Origin of the sequence: Nonomuraea sediminis, assembly GCF_018531495.1 — a bacterium.
In the GTDB taxonomy this organism is placed as follows: Bacteria; Actinomycetota; Actinomycetes; order Streptosporangiales; family Streptosporangiaceae; genus Nonomuraea; species Nonomuraea sediminis.
This window is the reverse complement of the sequence record NZ_JAHDTI010000011.1, coordinates 249,112-273,747: the sequence shown is the minus strand read 5'-3', so window position 1 is coordinate 273,747 and position 24,636 is coordinate 249,112. Positions and strand designations below refer to the sequence as shown.

24 protein-coding genes are annotated in these 24,636 nt (G+C 72.8%); 18 read left to right on the top strand and 6 right to left on the bottom strand.

Annotated features, from left to right (window positions below; all coding sequences use genetic code 11):
- Positions 1-34: 34 nt before the first annotated feature.
- Both KIK09_RS38800 and KIK09_RS38795 read left to right on the top strand, forming a co-directional pair.
- On the top strand, positions 35-535 hold the full coding sequence (locus tag KIK09_RS38800; RefSeq protein WP_214324467.1) for a SigE family RNA polymerase sigma factor: 501 nt from the start codon (positions 35-37) through the stop codon (positions 533-535).
- Complete coding sequence (locus KIK09_RS38795; RefSeq protein WP_214324466.1) at positions 532-1,635, top strand: hypothetical protein; 1,104 nt, start codon at positions 532-534, stop codon at positions 1,633-1,635. The genes KIK09_RS38800 and KIK09_RS38795 overlap by 4 nt, the downstream gene beginning before the upstream one ends.
- Positions 1,636-1,640: 5 nt before the next feature.
- Here the strand turns inward: KIK09_RS38795 and KIK09_RS38790 are convergent, their stop codons facing one another.
- Positions 1,641-3,278 carry a SulP family inorganic anion transporter gene (locus tag KIK09_RS38790; RefSeq protein ID WP_214324465.1) on the bottom strand — a complete coding sequence of 546 codons (1,638 nt, stop codon included), beginning with the start codon at positions 3,276-3,278 and terminating at the stop codon, positions 1,641-1,643.
- Positions 3,279-3,385: 107 nt separating this feature from the next.
- Here KIK09_RS38790 and KIK09_RS38785 point away from each other — a divergent pair, with 107 nt between their 5' ends.
- From KIK09_RS38785 to KIK09_RS38750, 8 genes are read left to right on the top strand one after another with little or no spacing between them, the layout of a single operon-like run.
- On the top strand, positions 3,386-4,987 hold the full coding sequence (locus tag KIK09_RS38785; protein WP_214324464.1) for an amidohydrolase: 1,602 nt from the start codon (positions 3,386-3,388) through the stop codon (positions 4,985-4,987).
- Positions 4,984-5,934 carry an ABC transporter permease gene (locus KIK09_RS38780; protein ID WP_214324463.1) on the top strand — a complete coding sequence of 317 codons (951 nt, stop codon included), beginning with the start codon at positions 4,984-4,986 and terminating at the stop codon, positions 5,932-5,934. The genes KIK09_RS38785 and KIK09_RS38780 overlap by 4 nt, the downstream gene beginning before the upstream one ends.
- Positions 5,931-6,722: an ABC transporter permease gene (locus KIK09_RS38775; protein WP_214324462.1), complete on the top strand. Its 792-nt coding sequence runs from the start codon at positions 5,931-5,933 to the stop codon at positions 6,720-6,722. The genes KIK09_RS38780 and KIK09_RS38775 overlap by 4 nt, the downstream gene beginning before the upstream one ends.
- Positions 6,719-7,717 carry an ABC transporter ATP-binding protein gene (locus KIK09_RS38770; protein WP_214324461.1) on the top strand — a complete coding sequence of 333 codons (999 nt, stop codon included), beginning with the start codon at positions 6,719-6,721 and terminating at the stop codon, positions 7,715-7,717. Before KIK09_RS38775 ends, KIK09_RS38770 begins: the two co-directional genes overlap by 4 nt.
- Positions 7,714-8,490: an ATP-binding cassette domain-containing protein gene (locus KIK09_RS38765; protein WP_214324460.1), complete on the top strand. Its 777-nt coding sequence runs from the start codon at positions 7,714-7,716 to the stop codon at positions 8,488-8,490. Before KIK09_RS38770 ends, KIK09_RS38765 begins: the two co-directional genes overlap by 4 nt.
- Before the next feature lie 5 nt (positions 8,491-8,495).
- Positions 8,496-10,109, top strand: a complete 1,614-nt coding sequence (locus tag KIK09_RS38760) for an ABC transporter substrate-binding protein (RefSeq protein WP_214324459.1) — start codon at positions 8,496-8,498, stop codon at positions 10,107-10,109.
- 26 nt (positions 10,110-10,135) lie between these two features.
- Positions 10,136-10,795: a TetR/AcrR family transcriptional regulator gene (locus KIK09_RS38755; RefSeq protein WP_214324458.1), complete on the top strand. Its 660-nt coding sequence runs from the start codon at positions 10,136-10,138 to the stop codon at positions 10,793-10,795.
- The gene (locus KIK09_RS38750) at positions 10,792-11,829 is read left to right on the top strand and encodes a C45 family autoproteolytic acyltransferase/hydrolase (protein WP_214324457.1); all 1,038 of its coding nucleotides are present in this window, start codon (positions 10,792-10,794) and stop codon (positions 11,827-11,829) included. The genes KIK09_RS38755 and KIK09_RS38750 overlap by 4 nt, the downstream gene beginning before the upstream one ends.
- 4 nt (positions 11,830-11,833) lie before the next feature.
- On the opposite strand, the gene KIK09_RS38745 is transcribed toward KIK09_RS38750, so the two are convergent.
- Positions 11,834-12,487 carry a class I SAM-dependent methyltransferase gene (locus KIK09_RS38745; RefSeq protein WP_214324689.1) on the bottom strand — a complete coding sequence of 218 codons (654 nt, stop codon included), beginning with the start codon at positions 12,485-12,487 and terminating at the stop codon, positions 11,834-11,836.
- A 7-nt stretch (positions 12,488-12,494) separates the two neighbouring features.
- The gene (locus KIK09_RS38740; protein WP_214324456.1) at positions 12,495-13,073 is read right to left on the bottom strand and encodes a class I SAM-dependent methyltransferase; all 579 of its coding nucleotides are present in this window, start codon (positions 13,071-13,073) and stop codon (positions 12,495-12,497) included.
- A 117-nt stretch (positions 13,074-13,190) separates the two neighbouring features.
- Between KIK09_RS38740 and KIK09_RS38735 the strand changes: the two genes are divergently transcribed.
- The 6 genes from KIK09_RS38735 to KIK09_RS38710 all read left to right on the top strand — a co-directional run bounded on the left by KIK09_RS38735 (position 13,191) and on the right by KIK09_RS38710 (position 18,861).
- On the top strand, positions 13,191-13,514 hold the full coding sequence (locus KIK09_RS38735; protein WP_214324455.1) for a hypothetical protein: 324 nt from the start codon (positions 13,191-13,193) through the stop codon (positions 13,512-13,514).
- Positions 13,515-13,590: 76 nt separating this feature from the next.
- Positions 13,591-14,646 (top strand): PLP-dependent cysteine synthase family protein, encoded by a 1,056-nt coding sequence (locus tag KIK09_RS38730; RefSeq protein ID WP_214324454.1) that lies wholly within the window; start codon positions 13,591-13,593, stop codon positions 14,644-14,646.
- Positions 14,643-15,827: an MFS transporter gene (locus KIK09_RS38725; protein WP_214324453.1), complete on the top strand. Its 1,185-nt coding sequence runs from the start codon at positions 14,643-14,645 to the stop codon at positions 15,825-15,827. The genes KIK09_RS38730 and KIK09_RS38725 overlap by 4 nt, the downstream gene beginning before the upstream one ends.
- A gap of 95 nt (positions 15,828-15,922) precedes the next feature.
- Positions 15,923-17,281, top strand: coding sequence for a hypothetical protein (locus KIK09_RS38720; protein WP_214324452.1), 1,359 nt, complete (start codon positions 15,923-15,925; stop codon positions 17,279-17,281).
- 3 nt (positions 17,282-17,284) lie between these two features.
- On the top strand, positions 17,285-17,848 hold the full coding sequence (locus KIK09_RS38715; RefSeq protein WP_214324451.1) for a TetR/AcrR family transcriptional regulator: 564 nt from the start codon (positions 17,285-17,287) through the stop codon (positions 17,846-17,848).
- Between the two features lie 83 nt (positions 17,849-17,931).
- Complete coding sequence (locus KIK09_RS38710) at positions 17,932-18,861, top strand: hypothetical protein (RefSeq protein WP_308164572.1); 930 nt, start codon at positions 17,932-17,934, stop codon at positions 18,859-18,861.
- On the opposite strand, the gene KIK09_RS38705 is transcribed toward KIK09_RS38710, so the two are convergent.
- The gene (locus tag KIK09_RS38705; protein ID WP_214324450.1) at positions 18,858-20,000 is read right to left on the bottom strand and encodes an FAD-dependent oxidoreductase; all 1,143 of its coding nucleotides are present in this window, start codon (positions 19,998-20,000) and stop codon (positions 18,858-18,860) included. The two genes, KIK09_RS38710 and KIK09_RS38705, sit on opposite strands and share 4 nt — an antisense overlap.
- Positions 20,001-20,141: 141 nt before the next feature.
- On the opposite strand from KIK09_RS38705, the gene KIK09_RS38700 reads away from it, so the two are divergent.
- The gene (locus tag KIK09_RS38700) at positions 20,142-20,744 is read left to right on the top strand and encodes a TetR family transcriptional regulator (protein WP_214324449.1); all 603 of its coding nucleotides are present in this window, start codon (positions 20,142-20,144) and stop codon (positions 20,742-20,744) included.
- Between the two features lie 79 nt (positions 20,745-20,823).
- On the top strand, positions 20,824-21,576 hold the full coding sequence (locus KIK09_RS38695; protein ID WP_214324448.1) for a (2Fe-2S)-binding protein: 753 nt from the start codon (positions 20,824-20,826) through the stop codon (positions 21,574-21,576).
- 136 nt (positions 21,577-21,712) lie between these two features.
- Here the strand turns inward: KIK09_RS38695 and KIK09_RS38690 are convergent, their stop codons facing one another.
- Positions 21,713-22,957 (bottom strand): glycosyltransferase, encoded by a 1,245-nt coding sequence (locus KIK09_RS38690; protein ID WP_214324447.1) that lies wholly within the window; start codon positions 22,955-22,957, stop codon positions 21,713-21,715.
- Positions 22,948-24,618 carry a class I adenylate-forming enzyme family protein gene (locus KIK09_RS38685; protein WP_214324446.1) on the bottom strand — a complete coding sequence of 557 codons (1,671 nt, stop codon included), beginning with the start codon at positions 24,616-24,618 and terminating at the stop codon, positions 22,948-22,950. Before KIK09_RS38685 ends, KIK09_RS38690 begins: the two co-directional genes overlap by 10 nt.
- Positions 24,619-24,636 lie beyond the last annotated feature (18 nt).

Below are 24,636 nucleotides of genomic sequence, written 5' to 3'. Positions count from 1 at the left end.
AACCTTTCGTGCGGGTCTGTGGGTGTAGTAGACGATGACTGACGACGAGGGGTTCAGGGAGTTCGTGGCCGCGCGCGGGCCGGCCCTGTCGCGTACCGCCTACCTGCTCACGGGTGACCACGGACTGGCCGAGGACCTGGTGCAGGAGACCCTGGTCAAGGTCGCGGCCCGCTGGCGCAGGCTCACCGCGACCGGCGATCCCGAGCCGTACGCGCGCAAGGTCATGCTCAACCAGTTGCGCACCTGGCGGCGTCCGCGGCGCCTGACGTTCCTGTCCGCGCCCGAGCTTCCCGAGCCCGCGGTGGACGGGTCGGCACAGACCGATCTGAAGATCGCGCTGCTGCGGGCGTTACGCGTGCTCGGCGCCAGGCAGCGGATCGTCCTCTACCTCAGGTTCTACGAGGACCTGCCGGAGAGCGCGGTCGCGGCGCAGCTCGGCTGCTCGGTCGGGACCGTCAAACGCCACACGCACGACGCGCTGAAGCGGCTGCGCCGGGTGGCTCCCCAACTCCTGGACGCGGAGGTGCACTCGTGACCCTTGGCGACGCTTACCGTCAACTCGATCAGGACGCGCACAACTACGCCGACGCCGGCAAGGTGATCCGGCTGAGAAGCCGTCGAAGGACCCGCAGGGCCCTGGCCGCCGGGTCGATCGCCGCCCTGGTGGTCGTCGGCGGCGTCGCCGTCCAGCAGCGCCTGTCCAGGCCGCCCGCGGTGACGGCGACCGTGGCGTCCCCGGCGATCGACCCGCCCGCGGAGACGCCGACCGTGGTGTCTCCGGTGATCGACCCGCCCGCCGCGGCGCGGAGCCTGCCTCCGGGCAAGGTCGGAGCACGGGGCGTCCTGGTCTACGCGGCCTGCCAGTACGGCTGCCCCACCTACCTGGTGCTCGCGGACGGCCGCCAGTACGAGCTCGACGAGCGGATCGTCGACCTCTCCCTGTCCCCCGACGGACGCTGGCTCGGGCACCACACGGAGAACGGCTACGAACTCAGGGACCTCCTCGGCGGAACCGCGGAGGAGATCCCGGCTCCGCAGGATCGCAAGCCCAACAGCGTGCTCGCCCCTTGGGCCTGGTCCGCCGACTCGCGCCTGCTGCTCCTCGGCGACCACGTCGACGGCGACGTCAGCACCTACCTCGAGCTGGACCTGGCCACCGGCACCACCACCGGGCCCGCCCTGCCCTCGGGCCAGGAGCCCGTCGGCATCCTCCCCTCCGGCGACCTGCTCCTCCTCGACGAGAGCCAGTACCGCAAGCGCCCTCTCACCCGGGTGACGCTCACCCGCGGCGACCACGCCGTGACCCTGACCTCGGACGCGGGCGCGCTCGCGGACACCGACCACGGCCTGTCCATCCAGGTGAGCGGCGACCGCGTCTTCACCCTGGCCTACGCCGAGCAGGCAACCACCGTCCTCGAATTCGACACCACGGGCAAGCTCGTGACCCGCACCCAGCTCCCGCCGGACGAGTACCCGGTGGGCCCGGTACCCGGCGGCTACGCCGTCACCCGGATCCCCCAGGATCAGAAGAACGGCCGCCAGCGCCTGGAATCCCTCACCCCGTCAGGCCGCCGCCTCCTCTTCGACCTCCTGGGCGAAGCCGCCGTCGTCCTCCCGGGAGCCGCCCGCCACTGAGGCGTTCACGCGCCGGTGGCGGCCCGGTAGGCGGCGACCGCGGTGGGGAGGGTGGGGAACAGGTGGTCCTCGCCGATGGCGGCGGTGAGGCCGAAGGCGTCGAGCGAGGTGCGCAGGTCCTGCTTGACCCGGGCCATGGCGAAGACGATGCCGCGGCTCTCCAGCTCCTGCCGCAGCGAGTCCACCGCGTCCAGCGCGGTGATGTCCACCTCCACGTTTGCCTCGACGTTGAGCACGAACCAGGCGACCGGGCCCTCGTGCTCGTCCACGGCGGCCTGGGCACGGCGGCGGAAGTCCTGGGCGTTGGCGAAGAACAGCGGCGAGTCGTACCGGTAGACGATCAGGCCGGGGATGGTGCGGGCGCTGGGGTAATCGTCGACGTCGTGCATCCCGGCCAGGCCGGGCACCAGCCCCTGGATGGCGTCGTGCGGCCTGGCCACCCGGTGCAGCATCTCGGCCACCGACAGGGCCACCGCGAGCAGCACGCCGTACAGGATGTCGAAGGCGAGCACCCCGGCCAGCGCGGCCAGCGCGAGGAACAGCTCGCTGCGGCGGAAGGCGGCAAGCCGGCGGAACGAGCCGAGGTCGATCAGCCGCAGCGCGGCGTAGACGACCAGCGCCCCGAGCGCGGGGACGGGGAAGTCGGCCAGCAGCGGCCCGCCGAACAGCAGCACCGCGACCACGCACAGCGCCGCCACGATCGAGTACAGCTGGGTGCGCGCGCCTGCCGCGTCGCCGAGAGCGGTACGGCTGCCGCTGCTGCTGACCGGGAATCCGCCGAGGAATCCGGATCCGAGGTTGGCGGCGCCGAGCGCGAGCAGTTCCTGGTTGGCGTCGATCTCCTGGCGGTGCTTGGCGGCGAAGGCGCGTCCTGTGAGCATGTTGTCGCTGTAGCCGACCAGCAGCACGCCGAGCGCGGGCAGCACCAGTTGCCTGGCGTCACCGAGATCGGGCAGGACCGGGTGCGGCAGCCCTGAAGGGATCGCCCCGATCACGTGCACGCCCTGCTGGTCGAGCCCGAACACCGTGACGCAGGCGGTGGCCAGCAGCACGGCGATCAGCGGCCCCGGCAGGGCGGGCAGCCGCCACTGCAGGAGCAGCAGGAAGCCCAGCACCCCGGCCGCCACCAGCAGGGTCAGCGGGTGGACGGACCCGATCCCGCGCCAGAAGGAGGTCAGCTCCGCCGGCACGCTGTCGCCCGAGACGGGCACGCCGGTCACCTTGCCGAGCTGGCTGACGATCATGATGACCGCCACGCCGGCCATGTAGCCGACCAGGATCGGGCGCGACAGCAGGTCGGCCACGAAGCCGAGCCTGAGCAGGCGGCACAGCAGGCACAGCACCCCGACCATGACGGTCAGCCCGACGGCGAGCTGGGCGTGGCGGGCCGGGTCGCCCGCGGCGAGCGGCGCGATGGCGACGGCGGTCATCAGCGCGGTGGTGGCCTCGGGCCCCACGGACAGCTGCCGTGACGAGCCGAGCACCGCGTACAGCACGAGCGGTCCCAGGCTGGCCCACAGCCCCGTCACGGGAGGCAGTCCCGCCACGGTGGCGTACGCCATGACCTGCGGCACGAGGTAGGCGGCCACGGTCACCCCGGCCAGCAGGTCGCCGCGCAGCCAGGCCCGCCGGTATCCGATCACGGGGCCAGTCTCGCACCGACGGCCGCGTCACTGAGAATGTCAGGGCCATTGACATGCATCGTGCCAGGTGCTGTGATTGCGCAACCGTCGAACGGAGGTCTCTGGCGATGCCACAGTTGTTCCTTGGTGCCCGGTTCTTCACGGCCGATCGCAGGCCGTGGGCCGAGGCGATGGTCGTCCAGGACGGGCGCATCGGCTACGTCGGCGATGCCGGCACCGCCCGCAGGCTCGCGGGCCCCGGCGTGCCCGAGGTGGACCTCGGCGGCGCGCTCGTGCTGCCGGGCTTCGTTGACGGGCACGCGCACGTGCTGTCCACCGGGTCGGCGAGCCGCCAGGCCGACCTGACCGGCGCCGGCGGGCCCGAGGAGATCCAGCGCAGGATCAGGCAGTGGGCGGCCGCCAACCCCGAGGCGCCGCGGGTGCGGGCCTACGGCTGGCAGCACGCCGAGGTACCGGGCGGCAGGCCGACCCGGCAGCTGCTCGACGCGGCCGTGCCCGACCGCCCGGTGTACGCGCAGTCCGCCGACTTCCACTCCATCTGGGTCAACAGCGCCGCCCTGGCCGAGCTGGGCATCGACGCGAGCACCCCGGACCCGGCGGGCGGCACGATCGCCCGCGACCCCGAGACGGGCCAGGCCACCGGCTACATCGACGAGACGGCCATGCACCAGCTGGTGTGGCCGGTGCTCGACGCCGCGGTGTCGGATGCCGACCGCGACGAGGACCTGGCGGCGGCGCTGCGCGGCTACCGCGAGTCGGGCGTCACGGCGGCGGTCGACATGGGCCTGGACGAGCAGGACCTGGCCGCCATGGCCCGCGCCGAGCGGGCGGGCACGCTGACGGCGCGGCTGGTGGGCCACTGGGTGATCCGCCGTCACGACGACGCGCTCGCGAGCGTCGCCAGGGCCGCCGGGCTGGCCGCCAGGCACGCCTCGCCGTGGCTGCGGGTCACCGGGATCAAGATCATGGTGGACGGCACGGTGGACGGCTGCACGGCCGCGCTCGGCCGGCCGTACGCGGACGGGTCGCTGCCCGGCCCGATCTGGGACCTGGACGCGCTCGCCCCGGTGGTGGCCGCGGCCGACGCGGCCGGGCTGCAGGTGGCGATGCACGCGATCGGCGACGAGGCGATCAGGATCGCGATCGGCGCCGTCGAGCACGCGGTACGTGTCAACGGTCCAGGGCCGCGCCGCCACCGCATCGAGCACCTGGAGGTGGCCGAGGAGGCCGACATCAGGCGGCTGGCGGCGCTGGGCATCACGGCCAGCATGCAGCCGGTCCACGCCGACCCGGCCATCCAGGACAACTGGCGGGCGATGCTCGGCGACGAGCGGGTGGAGCGGGGATACCCGTGGCCGGAGATGACGGCGGCGGGCGCGCCGCTGGCCTTCGGCACCGACTCCCCCACCGCGCCGTACGCCCCGCTGCGGAACATGTTCGTCGCGGCCACCCGCCGCTCGGCCTTCGACCCGAGCCTGCAGCCCAACGTGGCCCGTTACGCGCTGCCGCTGGCCGAGGCGGTCACCCACGCCACGCGCGACGCCGCCTGGGCGTGCCGGGCCGAGGATCAGGTGGGCAGGCTGGCGGCCGGCCTGCTCGCCGACTTCGTGGTGGTCGACCGCGACGTGTTCGACCTGCCGGCCGAGGAGCTGCTGCGGGCCCGGGTGGTGCGCACCGTCGTCGGCGGCGCGGGCGTGTGGGCCTCATGAGCGCCCGGTTCGTGGCCGGCCGTCTGGGCGGCCTGGTCGCCACGCTGCTCGTGGCCAGCTTCGTGATCTTCGGTGCCCTGTACGCCGCGCCGGGCTCGCCCATCACGTTCCTGACGCACGGGCGGTCGATGACGCCGGAGGCGATCGCGGCGCTCAACGCCCAGTACCACCTGGACGAGCCGCCTCTCGCGCAGTACTGGCGGTGGCTGACCGGGGTGGTGCGCGGCGAGTTCGGCACCTCGATCCTCTACCAGGACAGCGTCGGCTCGCTGCTGGCCGGGCGGGCGATGAACACGGTGGCGCTGGTGCTGTTCTCTGCGGTGCTCATCATCGTGGCGGGGCTGGTCATCGGCGTGCTGGCCGGGCTGCGGCCGGGGATCGTGGCCAACTCGCTGATGGCGCTGTCCACGGCGTCGATGGCGGTGCCCGCGTTCGTGGCCGCGGTGGTGCTGACGCTGGTGTTCGCCGTCGACCTGGGCTGGTTCCCCGTCTTCGGCTCCGGGTCGGGGCTGGCGGACCGGATCTGGCATCTCGCGCTGCCCGCGGTGGCGCTGGCGCTGGCCTCGGTCGCGTTCGTCGCCCGGCTCACCCAGACGGCGGTCCGCCAGGAGCTGGCCGCCGACCACGTGCAGACCGCGGTCAGCCGGGGCCTGCCGTACCGCTTCATCGTGCGCAGGCACGTGCTGAGGAACGCGACGATCCCGGTGCTGACGGTGACCGGGCTGACCGTGGCGGGGCTGATCGCCAGCAGCGTGGTCGTCGAGCAGGCCTTCCAGCTCAACGGGCTGGGCAGCTACCTGGTCAGCTCGGTGCAGCAGAAGGACTTCCCCGTCGTGCAGGCGATCTGCCTGGTGTACGTGGCCGCGTTCATCGTGCTGAACACGCTGATCGACCTGGCCTACTCGCTGCTCGACCCGCGCATCGCGCTCGGACGGAGGCCGTCATGAGCCGGATCGCCTCGATCGTGCTGGTGCTGGTGTTCCTGCTTGCCGCCGTCGGGCCGCTGCTCAGCTCGGCCGACCCGAACGCGCTCGACCTGTCGCAGGCGCACGGCGCGCCGAGCCTGGAGCACCTGCTCGGCCAGGACGCCAGCGGCCGTGACCTGCTGACCAGGCTGGTCTTCGGAGCCCGCACGGCGCTGGTGGGCCCCGCGCTGGTCATGATGGTCTCCACGCTGGCCGGGACCGTGCTGGCGCTGGCCGCGGTGTGGTTCGGCGGCTGGTTCGACTCCGTGGTGGCGCGGGTGAGCGACGCGCTGTTCGCCTTCCCCGGGCTGCTGCTGGCCATCCTGGCCACCGCGCTGTTCGGCGCGGGGCTGACCGCGGCGGCGGTGGCGCTGTCGATCTCGTACACGCCTTACCTGGCGCGGATCGTGCGCAGCGCGGCGCTGCGCGAGCGGGGCATGCCGTACGTCGCGGCGCTGCGTGTGCAGGGGCTGCGGGGCGTCGGGATCTGCCTGCGGCACATCCTGCCCAACATCGCCACGCTGATCGTGGCGAACGCGACGCTGACGTTCGGCTTTGCGCTGATCGACCTGGCCGGGCTGTCGTTCATCGGGCTCGGCGTGCAGGCGCCCACCGCCGACTGGGGCGCGATGGTCGGCGAGGGCGTGCCGGGCATCATGCAGCGCTTCCCGCAGGAGTCCCTGTACGCCGGGGTGCTGATCGTGGCCACGGTCGCGGCGGCGAACCTGCTCGGCGACCGGCTCACGGCACGGGCGGAGGCCAGGGCATGAGTGACCTGCTGACGATCGAGGGCCTGACGATCCGGCTGCCGGTGGACGGCGTGTTCCGCACCGTCCTGCAGGACGTGTCGCTGAGCCTGGCGGCCGGGCAGACGCTGGGACTGGTCGGCGAGTCCGGGTCGGGCAAGTCGATGACGGCCCGCGCCATCGCCCGCCTGCTGCCGCAGGGAGCGCAGGTCGAGGGCGAGGTGAGCTTCGACGGCTCCCCGGTGTTCGACCTGCGGGGCGCTGCGCTGCGCCGGTACCGGGCCGAGGACGTCGCGATGATCTTCCAGGATCCGCGGGCGCACACCAACCCGGTGCGCCGCATCGGCGACTTCCTCACCGAGGCGCTGCGCGTCAACCGCGGGCTCGGCACCCGCGAGGCCGCGGCCAGTGCGGTCGAGCTGCTCGCCCAGGTCGGCATCGCCGACGGGGAACGGCGGCTGCGCCAGTACCCGCACGAGCTGTCCGGCGGCCTGCTGCAACGCGTGATGATCGCCGCGACAGTCGCGGTCAGGCCGCGGCTGATCCTGGCGGACGAGCCGACCACCGCCCTCGACGTCACCACGCAGGCCGAGGTGATGGGCATCCTGGCCAGGCTGCGCCGCGAGTACGGCATGGCCATGCTGTTCATCACGCACGACCTCGACCTGGCGGCGGCCGTGTGCGACCAGACCGTCGTCATGTACGCGGGCAGGGTCGTCGAACGGCAGTCCTCCGCCCGGCTGCACGGCGATCCGCTGCACCCGTACACGGCCGCGCTCGTGCAGGCCCGCCCCGACGTCGGCCGCGCCGTGGCCCGGCTGAACGCCATCCCCGGCCGGCCGACGACCGCCTACGAGGCGCCCGGCGGCTGTGCCTTCGCGCCGCGCTGCGGCCACGCCGAGCCGGAGTGCCATCAGGACATCCAGGAGCTGCGCGTCTTCGGCGAGGGGCACAGCCGCTGCCGGCGCACCGCGGACCTGCGCGGCCGGCTGATCGACGTCCAGGAGGCGACGCCATGACCCTGATCGTGGAGGGGCTCACCAAGGTCTTCCGCGGCTTCGCCGCCGTGGACGACGTCGGTTTCGAGCTGCCCGCCGGCGGCTCGCTCGGCCTGGTGGGCGAGTCCGGCTCGGGCAAGACCACCACCGCCAGGATGCTCATCGGGCTGGAACGGCCCACCGCCGGCCGCATCGTCATCGACGGCGCCGACCACACCCAGCCGGCGCGGCGCGCCAAGGCCTGGCGGGCCCGCGGCAGGAAGATCCAGATCGTCTTCCAGGACCCCTACACCTCGCTCGACCGGCGCCAGCGGGTCGGCGACTGCCTGGCCGAGGTGCTGCGCCTGCACTTCGGGCTGGGCCGCGCCCGGCTCGGCGAGCGGGTGCGCGAGCTGGCCGCCCTGGTCGGCCTGGACGAACGCCAGCTGCGCGCGCTGCCGAAGGCGCTGTCCGGCGGCCAGCGCCAGCGGGTGGCCATCGCCCGCGCGCTGGCGGCCGAACCCGAGATCGTCATCCTGGACGAGGCGGTCTCGGCGCTGGACGTGTCGATCCAGGCGCAGATCCTCAACCTGCTCGCCGACATCCGCGCCCGCACGGGCGTCAGCTACCTGTTCATCAGCCACGACCTGGCCGTGATCCGGCAGATCACCGACGACACCATCGTCATGCGCCACGGACGGATCGTGGAGCGCGGCCCCACCGCCACCGTGCTCGACCGTCCCGCCCACCCCTACACCGGGCTGCTGCTCAGCAGCATCCCGCGCCCCGGCTGGTCGCCATCCCCCAAGGAGTGAGTCCGATGAACCGCCGACTCCGCGCCGCGGCCCTGCTCAGCGCCGCGCTCATGACCGCCTGCTCGGCAGGCACCCACCCGTCCGCGTCCACCCTTGTGAAGACCGATCTCAAGGTCATGACACCGGCCGCGAAGACCGAGGTCGACAAGGTCACCTGGAACGTCTTCGAGGGCGAGCCGCAGACGATCGACCCGTTCAAGTCCGCGGACTACACACCGAACACGATCAACGCCAACATGTGCGAGACGCTGCTCGCCCAGACCCCCGACTTCGCCGTCAAGCCCAACCTCGCCGCCTCCTTCGCCAACCCCGACCCGCTGCACTGGGTGTACGACCTGCGCACCGACGTGACGTTCTGGGACGGTAGCCCGATGACCGCCGAGGACGTCGCCTGGAGCCTGCAGCACAACCTCACCGACAGGACGTCGCTGTACAACTACCTGTTCACCGACGTCAAAGGCGTCGCCGTCACCGGCGACCACCAGGTGACCGTGACGCTGAAGCGGCCCGACTACCTGTTCAACGAGGAGCTGGCCAGCTTCGCCGGCGTCGTGGTGCAGAAGAAGTTCTTCCTGGCCCACCAGCAGGCGTACGGCACACCCAGCACCGGCGTGATGTGCACGGGACCCTTCGCGTTCGGCTCGTGGACCCAGGGCCAGTCGATCACGCTCACCCGCAACCCGCACTACTGGAACCCGCAGCTGCGGCCCAAGGTCAAGACCCTGGTCCTCACGTTCCTGACCGACGACGCGGCCATCACGGCGGGCCTGCTCAGCGGCCAGATCGACGGCACCTACGCCGTCCCCCCCACCGCGATCCCCCGGCTGCGCGACAGCGGCGCCGGCACCCTGGCGGCGGGCCCCGCACCGCTCAGCATCACCCTCGTCTACGCCAACCCGGAAGGCCCGATGCGCGACCAGACCCTGCGCAGGGCGCTGCAGCAGGCCATCGACTGGAAGGGCATCGGCACCAAGATCTACGCGGGCAACGCGCGGCCGATCAGGCTCCAGACGCCGCCCACCGTGTTCGGCTTCGCCAAGCCGCAGCTCGAGCAGCTGTCCGGCACGCTGCCCGAGCCGCAGTCCGCGCAGTACGAGGCCGCCAAGAAGCTGGTCCCCCACCCGCCCGCCCAGCCGATCACGATGGTCGTGCCCGACTCGGCCGACACCAAGCAGCTCGGCCTCGCGGTCAAGGACGCCGCCAACCGGATCGGCCTGAACTTCCAGCTCAAGGTCGTCCCGCAGACCGGCTACTCCAACTACCTCTACGACCCGAAGACGCGAGCCGGGATCGACATCCTCTACACCCAGTTCTGGCCGAACGTCCCCAACCCGATGGACTGGCTCGCCTCCACCGCGGTCTCCGGCGCGATCTTCAACCAGTACGGCTACAGCGGGGTGGACGACCTGTTCGCCAAGGCCCGGAGCACCGCCGACCCGAGCGCGCGGGCCGAGCTGCTGACCAGGGTGGAGACCACGCTGCACGACGAGCTGCTGCCCATGGTGCCCGGCCTGCTGCTGGACAACACCGTGTGGATGAACAAGCGGATCACCGGCGCGCCCGCGGCTTTCGACTACGTCTTCTACCCGTGGGCCGCCCACCTGGGCGGTGCCGGGTGATCGCCAGGCTATATTTCGGAGGTGTCATGACATCGTCACGTGTACGGCTGAGCCAGGAGCTCATCATCGAGGCCGCGTTCCGGGTTTCCGAGCGCGGCGGCGCCCAGGCGCTGACGTTCCAGGCCATCGGCGAGGAGCTCGGGGCCCACCCGACCGCGATCTACCGGCATTTCCGCGACCGGGACGAGCTCATGCTCGCCCTGCTCGACGCGCTGCAGGCCGAGGCGCTCGACGGGATGCCCGAGCCGAGCCAGGACTGGGCCGCCGACCTGGCCGAGCTGGCCCGCCGTACCCACCGGGTGTTCCTGCGGCACCCGCAGGTCGCGCAGTTCTCCGGCGCGCGGACGGCGCGGCGTGAGAACGAGTTCCGCAAGGTGGACCGGGTGATCGGCTGCATGCGGCGGGCCGGGTTCGGCGAGGCGGACGCGGCGCGCTACTACCGGGTGTTCAGCGACTTCGTCCTGGCCTACGCGGCGCAGGACGCGGCGCTGGCGGCGCTCGATCCTGAGACGCGGGCCGCTGATCTGCGCGCCTGGCAGGTGGACTACCGGATCCTGCCGGCCGAGGAGTACCCGAACATCAACGCGGTCGCCGACCGGCTGCCGTCGCTGGAGGACCCGGCCAACTTCGAGACGGCGCTCGAGCTGATGCTGGACTCCCTGCGGGCGCGGGCGGCCCGGCTGTGACGATCACGATCTACGGCGGCCGCGACCTCGGTTCCGCCTTCGCCTCGGACATCGCGGCCACCTGGGGCGCCTACGAGCGATTCTTCGCCGCCCACGACCTCTCCCCCGCGCTGGTCCGCGACGTCGCCCTGCGCGCCCTGGACCGGACCGCCGCCTGGGCGCCCGCGCTCGCCTCGGAGATCGGCGTCGTGGCCGATGGGGCCGGGCTGGAGCGGTGGCAGGTCGCCGCGCTCAACGCGCGCTCGGAGGTGCTCGCGCGCTTCCGCGCCCCGGTGCCCGGCGAGTGCTCGACCGTGGTCCACCTGCCTTCCTCCGGGCCGCCGGTGACGATCCAGACCTGGGACTGGAACCAGGGGATGTCGGACGTCAAGCTCATCTGGCAGTACTCGCCGCGGCCCGGCTGGACGGTCAAGACGTTCACCGAGTTCGGCGTACTCGCCAAGGTCGGCGTGAACAGCGCCGGGCTGGGCCTGCACTTCAACCTGCTCCAGCACGACGCCGACGGCAAGTCCGACGGCGTCCCCGTCCACCTGGTCGCCCGCCGCATCCTGGACGAGGCCGCCACCGTCGAGGAGGCGGCGGAGATCGCCCGCTCGGCCCAGGTCTCCGCCTCGGTCGCCCTCACGGTCGTCACCGCCTCGGAGGCGTGCACCCTCGAGCTGTCGCCCGCCGGGCTCGCCCGCGTGCCGGTGGGTCCCGACGGATTCCTGCTGCGCACGAACCACTTCCTCGACCCCGTACTCGCCCAGGGCGAGCGCCTGGGCGCCTCGGACCCCGACACCTACGACCGCCTCCACTCCCTGGCACGGCGGCTGCCGGGGCTGCGCAGCCCGCGCATCGCCGACCGTGCCGCCGCCCTGGTGGAGCACCGGGAGGACGGCTCGGCCCTGTGCTGCCACCCACCCGCCGACGCCCCCGTGCACTCCCAGTGGGAGACCCTCATCGTCATCGCCCTGGACGTGCACCACCACCGCCTCACCTTCCAGGACGGCTCCCCCTGCACCACCGACCCGCACGCCTGGATCCGCTTCTGACCGGTCATCCTGGCCGGCGTTGGGTGAGGCGCCACAGGCGGCGCGGGAGGTCGCCTTCGGTGAAGGGGTGGATCTCGGGGGTGGTCCAGCCCTCGGCCAGGGATTCGACGAGGGCGCGGTCGAAGAAGTGGACGGCGGAACCGGCGTGCTCGTAGATGTCGTCGCCGTGGTCGATGCCGGCGCCGTAATGGGCGTCGCCGGTGTGCCTGACGGTGTAGACGAAGGTGCCGCCCGGGCGCAGGACCCGGCGGACCTCGGCGACCGCGGCGTGGATCTGCTCGGTCGACAGGGCCATGCACAGGAGCATGTGGGCGTAGGCCGCGTCGGCCGATTCCGACTCCAACGGCAGGGGCCGGCACACGTCGTGCGTGGTCGTCGTCACCAGGTCGGCCAGGCCGGCGCCGGCCGCTGCCTCGCGCAGCTGGTCCAGGCCCACGGGACTGAAATCGAGGGCGTGTACGGCCAGGCCGCGGCGGGCGAAGTAGAGGGTGTCCCTGCCGTGGCCGGCGCCCAGCTCCAGGACCATCTTCGCGCCGTGGGAGAGGAACACCTCGGCGGCGTGCACGGCGGGCTCCGAGGGCTGCGTGCCGTACATGCCGGGATGGTCCGCGTAGGTCCGCTCCCAGTGATCGCGCTGCTCACGGGCCACTTCCGCCATCACGCCTCTACGGTAGTAGGCGCTTGTCGAAGAGCGTCAGATTGGCCAGCTCGTGGCGGCTGACGGGGTCACCGAGCGCCTGGACGATCCTGGCGAGCTTGTCGTCCGGCAGCGCGTTGCCCCTGGCGATCGGGGATCGGCCGGTGGCGCTGTGCCAGGCGATCAGCACCCGCCCGCCGGGCCGCGTCACCCGGCACATCTCGCGCACCCCCGCGTCCAGGTCCGGCCACATCGCCACATTGTTGACCGAGACCACCACGTCGAACTCCTGGTCGGCGTACCCGGTGTCGGCCGCGGTGCCGCGCCGCAGCTCGGCACCGCGGTTGCGCCGGGCCGCCAGGCGGAGCATGTCGGGTGACGGGTCGACGCCGCACACCCGCTCGGCCTGGAGGTGGCGCAGCAGCCCGCCGGGTCCGCAGCCGACCTCAAGGACGCTGCGCTGCTCGCCGATGTGCGCCACGAGCTCGCGCGGATCGTTCAGCCACAGCATGATCCGTCCCGCCATCCGGCCGAGGAAGCCCTCGGGAACGGCGAACGGCGAGCTGACGGGTTCGTCGAACGCCCATGACCGGATCTGTTTCACCATGCCACCAGGTTCGCGGTTCAAGTCGGCTGGAAGTCAAGTAGGACGCACGGAGTACTGACTCGGGCGATTACTCATTGTTGGTGATAGCTGTACAGTGAGTGAGGTAGGTTACCGTGTGTGATCGCCAGAAGTCGTCCAGCGCTCGCCGTGCCCGCGGTGCTGCTGGCCCTTGTGGCGGCGATCCATCTGCTGTTCTGCGCGTCGGGGGCGCAGCCGCACCGGCCTGCCGCGTCCCACGCTCAGGAGCATCACCACGGGCACGAGCACTCGGCCTCCTGCGAGAACCCCACCACGCCTCCCACTCCCGACCTGCCCACGACCGCCTCCGGCGCTCTGGCGATGTCGGTCGTACCGGCCAGACGCGAACTCGCCGCGCCGTCCAGCAGCGAAGCGGCCGAAGGACCACCGGTCCTGGCCCTGGTGTGCGTGTCACGCACGTGATGGCGCCCGGCGCCTGCCGTCCGGCGGCGCCTGCCGTACCTCCGTGCTGAGCGACACCTAGGCGAGGACTTCACCCATGAACACCATCTCCGTGCGTCAGCCTGCCCTGGCAGGGCTGGTCGGCGACACACCCGTGCTGTGGATCCCCGAGCTGTGGGGCGGGGCCGGGCGCGGCTTCTGGGCCAAGCTCGAAGGCCACAACCCCGGCGGCATCAAGGACCGGCCGGCCCTGTACATGGTCGGACAGGCCCGCCGCCGCGGCGAGCTGCTCCCCGGCGAGCCGATCATCGAGTCGACCAGCGGCACGCTGGGCCTCGGGCTCGCGCTGGCCGGCATCGTCTACGGCCACCAGGTCATCCTGGTCACCGATCCCGGGATGGAGCCGCTGATGCACCGGCTCCTGCGGGCGTACGGCACGCGGATCGAGACCGTGGCCGAGCCCCACCCCGAAGGCGGCTGGCAGGAGGCCAGGCGGGAGCGGGTCCGCGAGCTCAGGCGCGACCATCCTGGCGCCTACTGCCCCGACCAGTACAACAACCCCGACAACGTGCTCGCCTACGACGCGCTCGCCCGCGAGCTGGCCGGGCAACTGGGCCGCGTCGACGTGCTGGTGTGCAGCGTCGGCACCGGCGGGCACAGCGCCGGCGTCTACCGGACGCTGCGGCGGCTCTGCCCCGGCCTGCGCCTGGTGGGCGTGGACACGATCGGCTCGACCATCTTCGGCCAGCCCGCCCGCCCCCGGCTGATGCGCGGGCTCGGCAGCAGCATCCACCCGGGCAACGTGGCCTACGACTGCTTCGGCGAGGTCCACTGGGTCGCCCCGGCCGAGGCGGTGTGGGCCTGCCGTCACCTGGCGGCCGGGCAGTACGCCACGGGCGGGTGGAGCGTGGGCGCCGTCGCCCTGGTCGCCTCCTGGCTGGCCAGGACCGAGCCCGCGGGCACGTCGATCGCCGCGGTCTTCCCCGACGGGCCGCAGCGCTACTTCGACACCGTCTTCAACGACGCCTACTGCGCGGAACACGGCCTGCTCGGCCACAAGCCGGAACCCGAGCCCGACCGCGTCGACGACCCGGCCGCGACCGAGGTGTCACGCTGGACCCGCTGCACGAGCGTGACGGACCCGCGCCGATGAGGAGCTTCAACCGGCCGATCCGGCTGCTGCTGGTCAACCAGCTCACCATCAACATCGGCTTCTACATGCTGATGCCCTACCTGGCCACCTACCTGACCGGCGATCTCGGGCTGGCGGTGTGGCTGGCCGGGCTGATCCTCGGCGTGCGCAACCTCAGCCAGCAGGGCATGTTCCTGCTCGGCGGCAGCCTGGCCGACCGGCTCGGCTACAAGCCGATGATCCTGGCCGGGCTGCTGCTGCGCACGGCCGGGTTCGCCCTGCTCGGCCTGGCCTCGTCGGTGCCCGTGCTGCTCGCGGCCTCGGCGCTGACCGGGCTGGCGGGGGCCTGCTTCAACCCGGCGGCCAGGGCCTACCTCGCGAGAGAGGCCGGGGAGCGCAAGGTCGAGGCGTTCGCCGCGTTCAACGTCTTCTACCAGAGCGGCATCCTCATCGGGCCGATCGTCGGCCTGCTGCTGCAGGGGCTGGCGTTCCGCGTCACCTGCCTGGCCGCGGCCGGGCTGTTCGCCGTGCTGGCCATCGCGCAGGCGCGGGCCCTGCCCGCCCGGCCTGGCGGCCGCGCGGGCGCGCCGTCAGGGATGGTCCGCGACTGGCGCCGGGTGGTGGCCAACCGGCCCTTCCTGCTGTTCTCGCTGGCGATGGCCGGCTCGTACGTGCTCGGCTTCCAGGTCTACCTGGGCCTGCCGCTCGAGGTACGGCGGGCCACGGGAGGCGAGCTCGGGGTCACGCTGCTGTTCGCGCTGTCGGGATCGATGGCGGCCTTCGGCCAGGTCCGGCTGACCGGGTGGATCAAGAAGCGGTGGACTCCCGAGCAGGCCATCGTGCGCGGGTTGTGGCTGATGGGGGCCGCGTTCCTGCCTCCGGCACTGGTCGGCGGGCTCGGATCCGTGCTGCTGACCACGGCGCTGCTCACCCTGGGCACGATGACCGTCTACCCGTTCGAGATGGCCACCATCGCCAGGCTCGGCGGCGATGAGCTGGCCGGGACCTACTACGGCTTCTACAACACCCTGTCCGGGCTCGGCATCGCCGCGGGCAACCTGGCCACCGGCGCCGCCATGGACACGGGACGCCCCTGGTGGATGCTGGCAGGGCTGGGAGGTGCGTGCGGCGCCGCCGTCCTCCTGCTCACCCGCTCGTCCCGCTGGCCCGCCTGCCCGAAGGAGGAGGCCGTGACGGCATAGAAGGGGTTACGCTCCGGGAGAAATCTACGATTATTCATAGTAGAACAATTGACCGTGGGGCATCAGCGTCGCATTGTTGAGACATGAATGTCGCAATGATGAGACACGGTGCGATCGTCGTGTTCGCGGCCGGGTTCGGCTCGCTGTTCGCCACCTACTGGGACGACGCCTGGCACACCGACATAGGGCGGGACGACGCCTTCATCGCGCCGCACCTCCTGCTCTACGGGGCGGTCGCGCTGGCGGGCCTGGTCGTGGCCGCGTGGGGGCTGGTGGCGATGTGGCGAGCCAGGTCCGTGTTCGCGCTCCTGCGGAACTCCGCGCTCACCACGGCCGCCGCCGGTGGCGCGGTGACGCTCGCGGCAGGGGTGGCCGACGCGTGGTGGCACGCCGAGTTCGGCCGGGACGCTGTGCTGTGGTCGCCGCCGCACATGCTGGCGGTCTTCGGCTCGACCGCCCTGATCGTGGGCGTGCTCGGCGAGTCGCGGCTCAGGACCGTGGGCGGGGCGCTGGTCCTGGGCAGCGCGCTGATCTCGGTGCTGGAGTTCGAGACCGGCGTGCCGCAGTTCAGCGAGACCCTGTACCTGCCGGTCCTGCTGCTGAGCGCGCTGTTCGCGACGGCGGTGATCCGGCGGCTGGTGCCGGGACGGCACCCCGTGGCCCGCGTCGTGGGCGTCTACCTCGTCGCCCGGGTGCTGATCACGGTCGTGCTCATGGTGCTCGGCCGCTCCACCCCCGATCTGCCGCTGGCGATCGTCGGTCTGGCAGCCGCCGACCTGCCCTGGCGCAGGAGCGTCACGGCCTACGCCGCGGGCGCGGCAGGAGTCTCGGTCACCGCCGTGCTCTCCAGCGCGCTCGGCCTGACCAGCGTGCCGGTGTCCGGCCTGCTGCCCACGGCCGCCGCGGTCGCGGTGCTGTTCCTGCTGTCGCTGGCGCGGCTGCCGCGCATGGCCGCGGCCGCGCTGGTCCTGGGCGCGATCACGCTGGCTCCCCTGCAGGGCGCCGACCGGGCGGAGGCCCACGATCCCGGCCAGGGCGAGCCCGTCGCCAAGGTGACGCTCACCGGGACCTCCGACGGCCGTGGCACGCTCACGCTGGCGGCCGACCTGCCCGGCGACTGCTCGGCCTGCGCGATCGTGGCCCGCCGCGCCGGCTCCACGCTCACCGGTACGGTGACCGTCTCCGGGACCCGGGCGACCGGCACTGTCCGGGTGCCGCCCGGCGGGATCTGGTTCGCCTACCTCCAGACCCGCACCGCCGAGACCTGGCTGCCGCTCGACTCCGGCTCGGCCGGGACGGTCACGCGGGTGCGCGAGCTCTACCTGCCCGCCGGCCGGGCGGAGGGCGCCGGCCTGCCTCCGCTCGAGGTCGCCGCCGGGATCCTGCTGTACGCGGCCGGCTTCGCCGTACTGGCGCTGGCGATCAGGCAGGTGCGGCGCCCGGCTACGGTGTGAGCCGTGACCGCGATCGAACCCGCCCTCGTCGACGCCACGGCCGCGGCCGTGGCGCGATGGGGGCTGACGGACATCACCCTGGAGCGCATCGCCGACGAGGCCGGCATCTCCCGCGCGACCCTGCACCGCAGGAACGTCACCCGCGAGGCGCTGGTCGCCGCGCTGACCGAGCGGGCGGCCGACACGTTCCGCGCCGCGCTGTGGCCCGCGATGACCGGCTCGGGCACGGCGGCCGAGCGGCTGCGGGCGATGCTCGAGGCCATGTTCGAGGCCGCCGACGAGCACCTGGAGCTGCTGGCCGGGCTGTTCCTCGCGCACGGCGAGGTGTTCCACGAGCCGGGGCCCGAGGCGATGGCCGTGGACGTGTTCGCCGCGCCGTTCGACCGGGTGCTCAGGGACGGCGCGCTGGACGGCTCGCTGCGCGAGGTGCCGCCCACGGTCACCGCCACCGTGCTGTTCAACACCGCCGGCTGGGGCTACGTCCACCTGCGCGGCAGCCACCACTGGCCTGCCGAGCGCGCCCGGCAGGCCGTACTCGACCTGGTGCTCAACGGCCTGGTCCACTGACATCTCATCTACGATTGAGAATCGTAGATGAGGTACGGTGGAGGCATGTCGTCGCTCTGGCCCGGCCTGTGAGCAGGGCGTTCGTGGCCTCCGCACTGTTGCTCGGCCTCACCGCGTGCGGCCTGCCCGGCGAGCGGCCCGCCGCCGCCGGGTTCCCCGCGACCGCCCCGGTCCCCACCCCGTCCCCGGTGCGGTTGCCGCGGGTGACGCCTTACGTGGTCGCGTCCGACGAGCCCGCCGTGGCGGTCAAGCGGGCGGCCGTCGCGTACCTGGAGACGCTGTTCGGCTACGACCGCGGCGCGGGGACCCTGCCGGGCGCCCGCGAACGGCTGGCGGCAGAAGGGCTACCGGTCACCGCCGCCAGGGCGGCCGCCCCGCTGCTGTCCCCTGCCGCCGCAGGCGCGATCCAGGTGGTCTATCCGCAGCTCGGCGGCCTCACCCGCGACCAGGCCTCGATCATGGCGGTGGTACGGCTGTCGCAGCTGCGCGACGGTGTGCTGACCACCGGGACGCGCACTATCGACGTCCGGCTGGCCAGGCGCGGCCCCACCTGGCGCGTCATCCAGCTCGCCGCGCTGGGCGGCAAGGCCCCCACGGGTGGCCGCGCGGACGGCCCGGGCAGGAAGGTCCTGGCCGCCAAGCGGATCGTCCTGCCCGACAGTGCCCGATGGGACATCCGGGCGGGCCGCATCGACGACCGCGTGCTGCGGATGATGCTGCGGCTGGCCCGCGACCACCGGATCTCGGTGACCGTGCTGGCCTCCGGCCACCCCACCCGCGTCTTCGGCAGCCCCTCGACCAGCAACCACACGCGCGGCCGGGCGGTCGACATCTGGGCGGTCGACGGCCGCCGCGTCACCGCGGGCGGCCCCGCCGTACGGGCGGTCATGGAGGCGGCCCTGCGCTACGGCTCGGACGAGGTCGGCGGCCCCGTCGCCTTCTCGACCAGGTACGGCGGGGCCTTCACCAACACCGTGCACGAGGACCACGTGCACATCGGCTTCAAACGCTAGGCGGCGTGGTGCCGCCTGAGCAGGTGCGCGACCGGCGGGACGGCCGCCAGGCGCAGCGGCAGCTGCTGGATGGCCAGCTCGAGGCGGTTGCGGGGAGCGTGGGCGGCGATGTTGGCGCGGCCTCTGCGCTGGCGGTCGGCTACCTCGGCGCGCAGGCCCGCCTCCCAGGCGGCCAGCGCCGCTCCGAGGTCGTCCGGATGCGCCTCCAGCGTGGTGGCGAGCAGGTCGGCGCCCCCCACGGCCAGCGAGGAGCCGTACCCGCCGAACAGGCTTACGCACCAGGCCGCGTCCCCCACCAGGACCACCCGGCCGCGGCTCCACCGGTCCATGACGATCTGGGCCACGCCGTCGAAGTACAGCGCGTCCTCGTCGAGGCCGCCGAGGAGGTCGGTCACGGCCCAGCGCGGCCCGGGGAAGGCCCGCCGCAGCGCGCGCCCCGGGCCGAGGGCCAGCTCGGCGCCTGTGTCGGGGCAGCCGTAGATGAAGTACCCGGCGACCCGGCCGCCGCCGAGGTCGGCGACCACGAAGGTCCTGCCGACCTCGCTCACGGTGGAGAACGAGCCCTCGGCCGCTCCGTCCGGCAGCCGCTCCAGGTTGAGGGCGCCGACCATGTGGCCCAGGTCCACCAGGAAGTCCCGCTCGGGCCCGAAGACCAGCTTCCGCACGGTCGAGTGCAGGCCGTCGGCGCCGACGAGCAGGTCGGCCCGCTCGACCGTACCGTCCCCGAACGTCACCTCCACTCCCCCGGCGTCCTGGGATACGCCCGTGACCGTTGTACCGAAGCGGATCTCGGCGTCGGCCGCCTCGTACAGCACGGCCTCGAGGTCGCCGCGCAGCATCGTGAGCGCGTCGTCGCCGATCATCCGGAACAGCATCGAGGCCGGCACCTTGAACCGCGGCCGCCCGTTCCGGGTCAGGTAGGCGAAGTCGTAGCCACGGGCCGCGCGCCGGGTGAGCTCGGGCAGGATCCCGATCCGCTCGGCCGCGCCGTACCCCATGCCTGAGAAGACGACCGCGAAGCCGCCCGTGCGCCGGGCGGGCGCGCGCTCGACGACGAGCGGATCCCACCCGATCTGCCGCAGGCGCAGCGCGGTGGCGAGCCCGGCGATGCCTGCCCCGACGATGATCACTCGTTTCATGGTGATTCCTTTCCGCATGCAGGAGGAAGCCGCCGGAGGGGACCAGGCAGGCGTTCGCCGCTGGCGCCTCCGAAGAATGAGCGAGTGCTCATACAGTATGAGCGACTGTTCATTCTGCGCAAGGCGATAAGGTGAACGACCATGTCACCGCGTGGGGTCGCGATTCCCGAGATACGCCGCCAACTGTTCGACGCGGCCGAGCAGGTGCTGCTGCGCGAGGGGCCGTCGGGGCTGACCGGGCGGGCGATCACGCGGGAGGCGGGCGTCGCCACCGGGCTGCTCTACAACCACTTCCCCGACCTGGACGAGTTCCTGGCCGAGCTGCTGGTCGACCGGGCGGGCAGAGTTGCGGAGGGGCTGCTCGACCTGTCCGACCGCGCCGGATCCGGGCACGTGGTCGACAACGTGATGGGCGCGATCGGCACGCTGTTCTCCGGCAACCTGCTGGCCCTGGCCAGGCTCGCCCTGGCCAGGCCGGCCATCACGGCCAGGCTCCACCGGGCGCTCGGCGAAGGCACCATCAGCATGGACGCCGCCGAGCGGCTGCTGGCCGGCTACCTGGAGGCCGAGCAGCGCCACGGCCGCCTCTCCGCCGCGGCGGACGCGTCCGCCCTCGCGCTGGCCCTGGTCGGCGCCGCCCACCAACTCCTGTTCACCCGCGGCCCCCAGGACCCGGCCCTCCACGCCCACATGCGCCGCGTCACCACAGCCGTCCTGGGCGGCCACCTCCCCGCGTCCGCGTAGCGCCGGGGCGACCCACCCGCCGCGCCCGGGCGACCTGATACGTTCCTCCTACGATCACCTATAGTTGGAGGAGCCCGACGTGGATGTCTTCGCCAGGCTGGAGTCGTACGGCGAGCGTTTCCGGCTCGAGCGGGAGCCCGCTCCCGGCATGGACTGGATCGGCTGCGACAGGCTCCTCGATCCGCACTCCGCGGAGCTGGGCCGGGTCCTGGAGGCCGAGCGGGTCGCCAGCGGACAGAAGTCCGACCACGCCACCGCGCTGACCGTGATGGCGGTGTACGCGGGGACGGTGACGGCCGCCGCGCTGCTGGCGTGGGCGCTCGACCGGGCGGTGGTCGACATGCGGCCGGAGAACGTGGCCATCAGGCTCTCGCCGCACCACGGGTTCGAGGCGGTGGCGCTGCGCCGGCCGTACACCAGGGGCGTGGGGCTTCAGACGCTGGTGTCGTGGGTGCTGGACGAGCACCTGCTGCCGCTGGCCGAGGCGATGCGGGTGCGGACCCGCGCGGGGCAGCGCCAGCTCAGGGGCGGCGTGGCGCACGGGTGCGCGGCGGCGTTCTGCATCGCCAGCCGCAGGGGCGGCGACGTGGACCTGCTCGAACAGGCCTACGCGGAGTTCCTCGGAGCCTCGTCCGGCGGGCTGGAGAAGCTGGGTGAGGTGATCAGGCTGCGGGAGGGCGACCGGGAGGGCCTGTTCTACCTGCGCAACACCTGCTGCCTGTACTACACCTCGGACGAGGCGGTGAAGTGCTCGAGCTGCTGTCTCGACAGCGTCGAGGACCGGGTGGCCAACTACCGCCGCGTCCTGGCGGACGGGGTCGTCCCCCACTGACCGCGGCCCTGACGCGCTCCCGCAGCCGTCCCACCACCACGGTGAACTCCGGGCAGAGGAACGGGTTGACGTCGGAAGGTCCGCCACGCGGCGAGCTCGAGGGGGCCGAGCTCGCCGGGGCGGACGACGTTGATCTTCACGCGCCCATTCTACTATGTGCGATAGTAGCTTGCTCGAGAGCGTCCGCGGCGGCCCGCGCGCCCCCGGCCGCCCGCAGGCGCTCTCCGGCCCGCTCGGCCTGCTCCTTCAGCCCGATGGTCCGCCGTACGGCGGCGCGGAGGTCGTCGGCCCGCAGCCTGGACTTCGGCAGCCGCACGCCCGCCCCGGCGACGTCGACGCGCCGGGCCACCTCGAGCTGGTCCCTGCCGAACGGCACCACGCACACGGGGACGCCGTTGAGCAGCGCCTTCTGCGTGATGCCCATCCCGCCGTGGCACACCACCGCCGCCGCCCGCCGCAGCACCGCGCTGTGCGGGACGAACCGTTCGACGTGCGCGTTGGCGGGGACCCGGAAGTCCGAGGGGTCGAGCGAGGCCGTGGTGGCGACCACGTCGTAGGGCTCGCCGGCCAGCGCGTCGAGTGCCGTCTGCACCAGCTCGGCGTCGTCCTGGAACAGCGTCGAGCCGGTGACCAGCACGATCGGCCGCCGCATCGCGGCCAGCCAGGCGGGCTCGGCCGCCGGGGGATCCCACTCCCCCGGCCCGACGAAGCGCACCGACCGCGGCAGGCACGTGCGGTGGTACTCCAGCGGCGCGGCCGTGTAGCTGAGCACGAGCGGCGCCTGCATGTACAGCTCGGGCACGTGCTTGACCGGCCGTAACCCGAGCTCGCGGCGCATGGCGTTGACCGGCGGAAGCAGGACGTCGAAGATCGGCAGCGCCGACCTGGCCAGGATCGCGTCGCGCAGCCGGGCCAGCGGGTGGCGCGAGGGCTTGAGCCCGAGCCCGAACGGCGGGGCGTCCGGGGTGACCAGCGGCAGCAGGAACGTGGCGGCCTGCGCCCAGGCGACGCCCGCGGCCTGGGCGGCAGCGGCGGCGCCCCAGCAGTTGTTGTCGACCAGCACGAAGTCGGGATTCCAGTGCGCGAGCGCCCGCCACAGGTCGGCGACCTCGTACCTGGCCCGGTCGACGTACATGGCGACCGAGCGGCGCATGGCGCCGATGGGGGTCCAGGCCTTCCACGTGTCGTCGCCGCGCGCCTCGATCTCGGGTGCGATCGGCTCGGCCTCGAAGCCGAGGTCACGCAGAGGGGGAAGGCCGTCGCGCTCGGACATGACCACCACCTCGTGGCCGCGGGCGCGTAGCTCGAGCATCGTGGGGATCAGCGGGTAGAGGTGGCCGCTGCCGGGCGCGGTGTAGATCAGGTAGCGGCTCATGTCCATCGTCCGATCCCCACGGCCTGGGCGCCGGTCAGCAACTGCTCGCGGAGCTGGACGCGACGGATCTTCCAGGTGCCGGTGCGCGGGAAGTCCTCCCAGCGGATCTGGATGGGCTCGGCCAGCGCGGGCAGGTCCGCGGTCGCGCGCTTCCACTCGGCCGGGTCGAGCGGGCCGTCGGCGCTGACGACCGGCACGGGCAGGCCGCCGGAGACCGGCAGGATGACCACCTCGGTGGTCCGCGGCAGCCGGTCGAGCAGCACGTCCTCCAGCTCGATCGCGCTGGCCCCGGGGATGCGGTCGATCTCGCGGTCGACCAGGCGGACCGCGCCCCAGCGGTTGATGACGCCGAGGTCGCCGGTGTTCCACCAGTTCCCGTCGCGCTTGAGGTCGTGGCGTTCCATCTCGCCCACGTAGGCCAGGCACCGGCCCGGCTGGGCGATCTCGATCAGGCCCACCTGGCCCCGCCGTACGGGCCGGCCCGTGTCGGGGTCGACGGCGCGGATCTTGGCGACCGACGGGATGGGCCAGCCGAGCAGCTGGGTCGGCGGCGGGCGGTGGCCGCGGCGGCGGACCGAGCGGCGCAGGTAGGGACGGATGACCAGGGCGCCGTTCTCGCTCTGGCTCCACGACTGCACCCAGATCGGCATGCGGCGCCTGGTGGCATGCAGGAACGTGCGGATCGTGCGGGTGTGGATCGCGTCGAAGGAGTTGATGAACAGCCGCACCCGGTCGAACAGGCCGGCTTCGCGGGCCAACGGCTCCCACGCCAGGTAGATGTTCGGCAGCGTCTCCACCACGGTGGGCCGGTGCTCGCGCAGCAGCTCCCGCACCCGCGGCGACCTGGGCTCCGACAGCATGATCATGCGGGGCGTGACCGTGGCCATGGCGGCCATGCCGGTGGTCATCCGCTGGTGGCAGTACGGGTCGCAGAAGGCCACCACGTCGTCGGCGCGCAGCCGGAAGCGCGGCCACCGCTCGGCCTCGACCAGCGCGAGCGAGTAGGCAGACGCGGCCGAGTGCATGACCAGCTTGGGCACCCCGGTCGTGCCTGAGGTGTGGGTGATCACCATCGGCTCGTGGTCGGCCCGCAGGCTCGCCTGCACGGCGGGGCCGCCCATCAACTCCCGCAAGGGCGTCAGGTCCGTACGGCAGGCCACGTCGTCGACCGTGATCGTGCGGGCCGTCGTGGCGACGACCTCGGGCGTGAGGTCGCACGAGGCCACGTGGGCCGCGTCGGTCACCAGGAAGGGCCGCTCCAGGCGCTGCAGCAGGATCCTGGCGTGCTCGGGGCCGAACGTGCCCGACAGCATGGCCGGGACGGCGCCGATGCGGGCGGCCGCGCAGCCGAGCAGGGCGACGTCGAGGTGGTTGGCCTTCATGATGACCACCCGGTCCCAGGCGCGGACGCCGGCGGCGTGCAGCCAGGCGGCGGCCCTGTCGACCAGCGCGGCCCACTCGGCGTAGGTGCGGGTGGTGGGGCCGTGCGGGTCGATGTCGCAGGGCCGGTCGACGATGACCAGCTGGCCGGGGTTGCGTTCGGCGGCGACGTGCCAGATCTCGCCCATACGGGCGGTGGCGGGCGTGCGGGAGAAGGGGGTGAAGCGGCGGCGGAAGCGGGTCGGGGCGTAGTCGGTCAGGAAACGCGGGATCGAGCTGGGTGACATTTCAGGATTCCTCCTCGA

What these genes read in the sequence shown, in the direction of transcription:
- KIK09_RS38800 (WP_214324467.1), top strand. Translation starts at nt 35, where the DNA reads ATGACTGACGACGAGGGGTTCAGGGAGTTCGTGGCCGCGCGCGGGCCG.
- KIK09_RS38785 (WP_214324464.1), top strand. Translation starts at nt 3,386, where the DNA reads ATGCCACAGTTGTTCCTTGGTGCCCGGTTCTTCACGGCCGATCGCAGG.
- KIK09_RS38780 (WP_214324463.1), top strand. Translation starts at nt 4,984, where the DNA reads ATGAGCGCCCGGTTCGTGGCCGGCCGTCTGGGCGGCCTGGTCGCCACG.
- KIK09_RS38775 (WP_214324462.1), top strand. Translation starts at nt 5,931, where the DNA reads ATGAGCCGGATCGCCTCGATCGTGCTGGTGCTGGTGTTCCTGCTTGCC.
- KIK09_RS38770 (WP_214324461.1), top strand. Translation starts at nt 6,719, where the DNA reads ATGAGTGACCTGCTGACGATCGAGGGCCTGACGATCCGGCTGCCGGTG.
- KIK09_RS38765 (WP_214324460.1), top strand. Translation starts at nt 7,714, where the DNA reads ATGACCCTGATCGTGGAGGGGCTCACCAAGGTCTTCCGCGGCTTCGCC.
- KIK09_RS38760 (WP_214324459.1), top strand. Translation starts at nt 8,496, where the DNA reads ATGAACCGCCGACTCCGCGCCGCGGCCCTGCTCAGCGCCGCGCTCATG.
- KIK09_RS38755 (WP_214324458.1), top strand. Translation starts at nt 10,136, where the DNA reads ATGACATCGTCACGTGTACGGCTGAGCCAGGAGCTCATCATCGAGGCC.
- KIK09_RS38745 (WP_214324689.1), bottom strand. Translation starts at nt 12,487, where the DNA reads ATGGCGGAAGTGGCCCGTGAGCAGCGCGATCACTGGGAGCGGACCTAC.
- KIK09_RS38740 (WP_214324456.1), bottom strand. Translation starts at nt 13,073, where the DNA reads ATGGTGAAACAGATCCGGTCATGGGCGTTCGACGAACCCGTCAGCTCG.
- KIK09_RS38730 (WP_214324454.1), top strand. Translation starts at nt 13,591, where the DNA reads ATGAACACCATCTCCGTGCGTCAGCCTGCCCTGGCAGGGCTGGTCGGC.
- KIK09_RS38725 (WP_214324453.1), top strand. Translation starts at nt 14,643, where the DNA reads ATGAGGAGCTTCAACCGGCCGATCCGGCTGCTGCTGGTCAACCAGCTC.
- KIK09_RS38720 (WP_214324452.1), top strand. Translation starts at nt 15,923, where the DNA reads ATGATGAGACACGGTGCGATCGTCGTGTTCGCGGCCGGGTTCGGCTCG.
- KIK09_RS38705 (WP_214324450.1), bottom strand. Translation starts at nt 20,000, where the DNA reads ATGAAACGAGTGATCATCGTCGGGGCAGGCATCGCCGGGCTCGCCACC.
- KIK09_RS38700 (WP_214324449.1), top strand. Translation starts at nt 20,142, where the DNA reads ATGTCACCGCGTGGGGTCGCGATTCCCGAGATACGCCGCCAACTGTTC.
- KIK09_RS38690 (WP_214324447.1), bottom strand. Translation starts at nt 22,957, where the DNA reads ATGGACATGAGCCGCTACCTGATCTACACCGCGCCCGGCAGCGGCCAC.
- KIK09_RS38685 (WP_214324446.1), bottom strand. Translation starts at nt 24,618, where the DNA reads ATGTCACCCAGCTCGATCCCGCGTTTCCTGACCGACTACGCCCCGACC.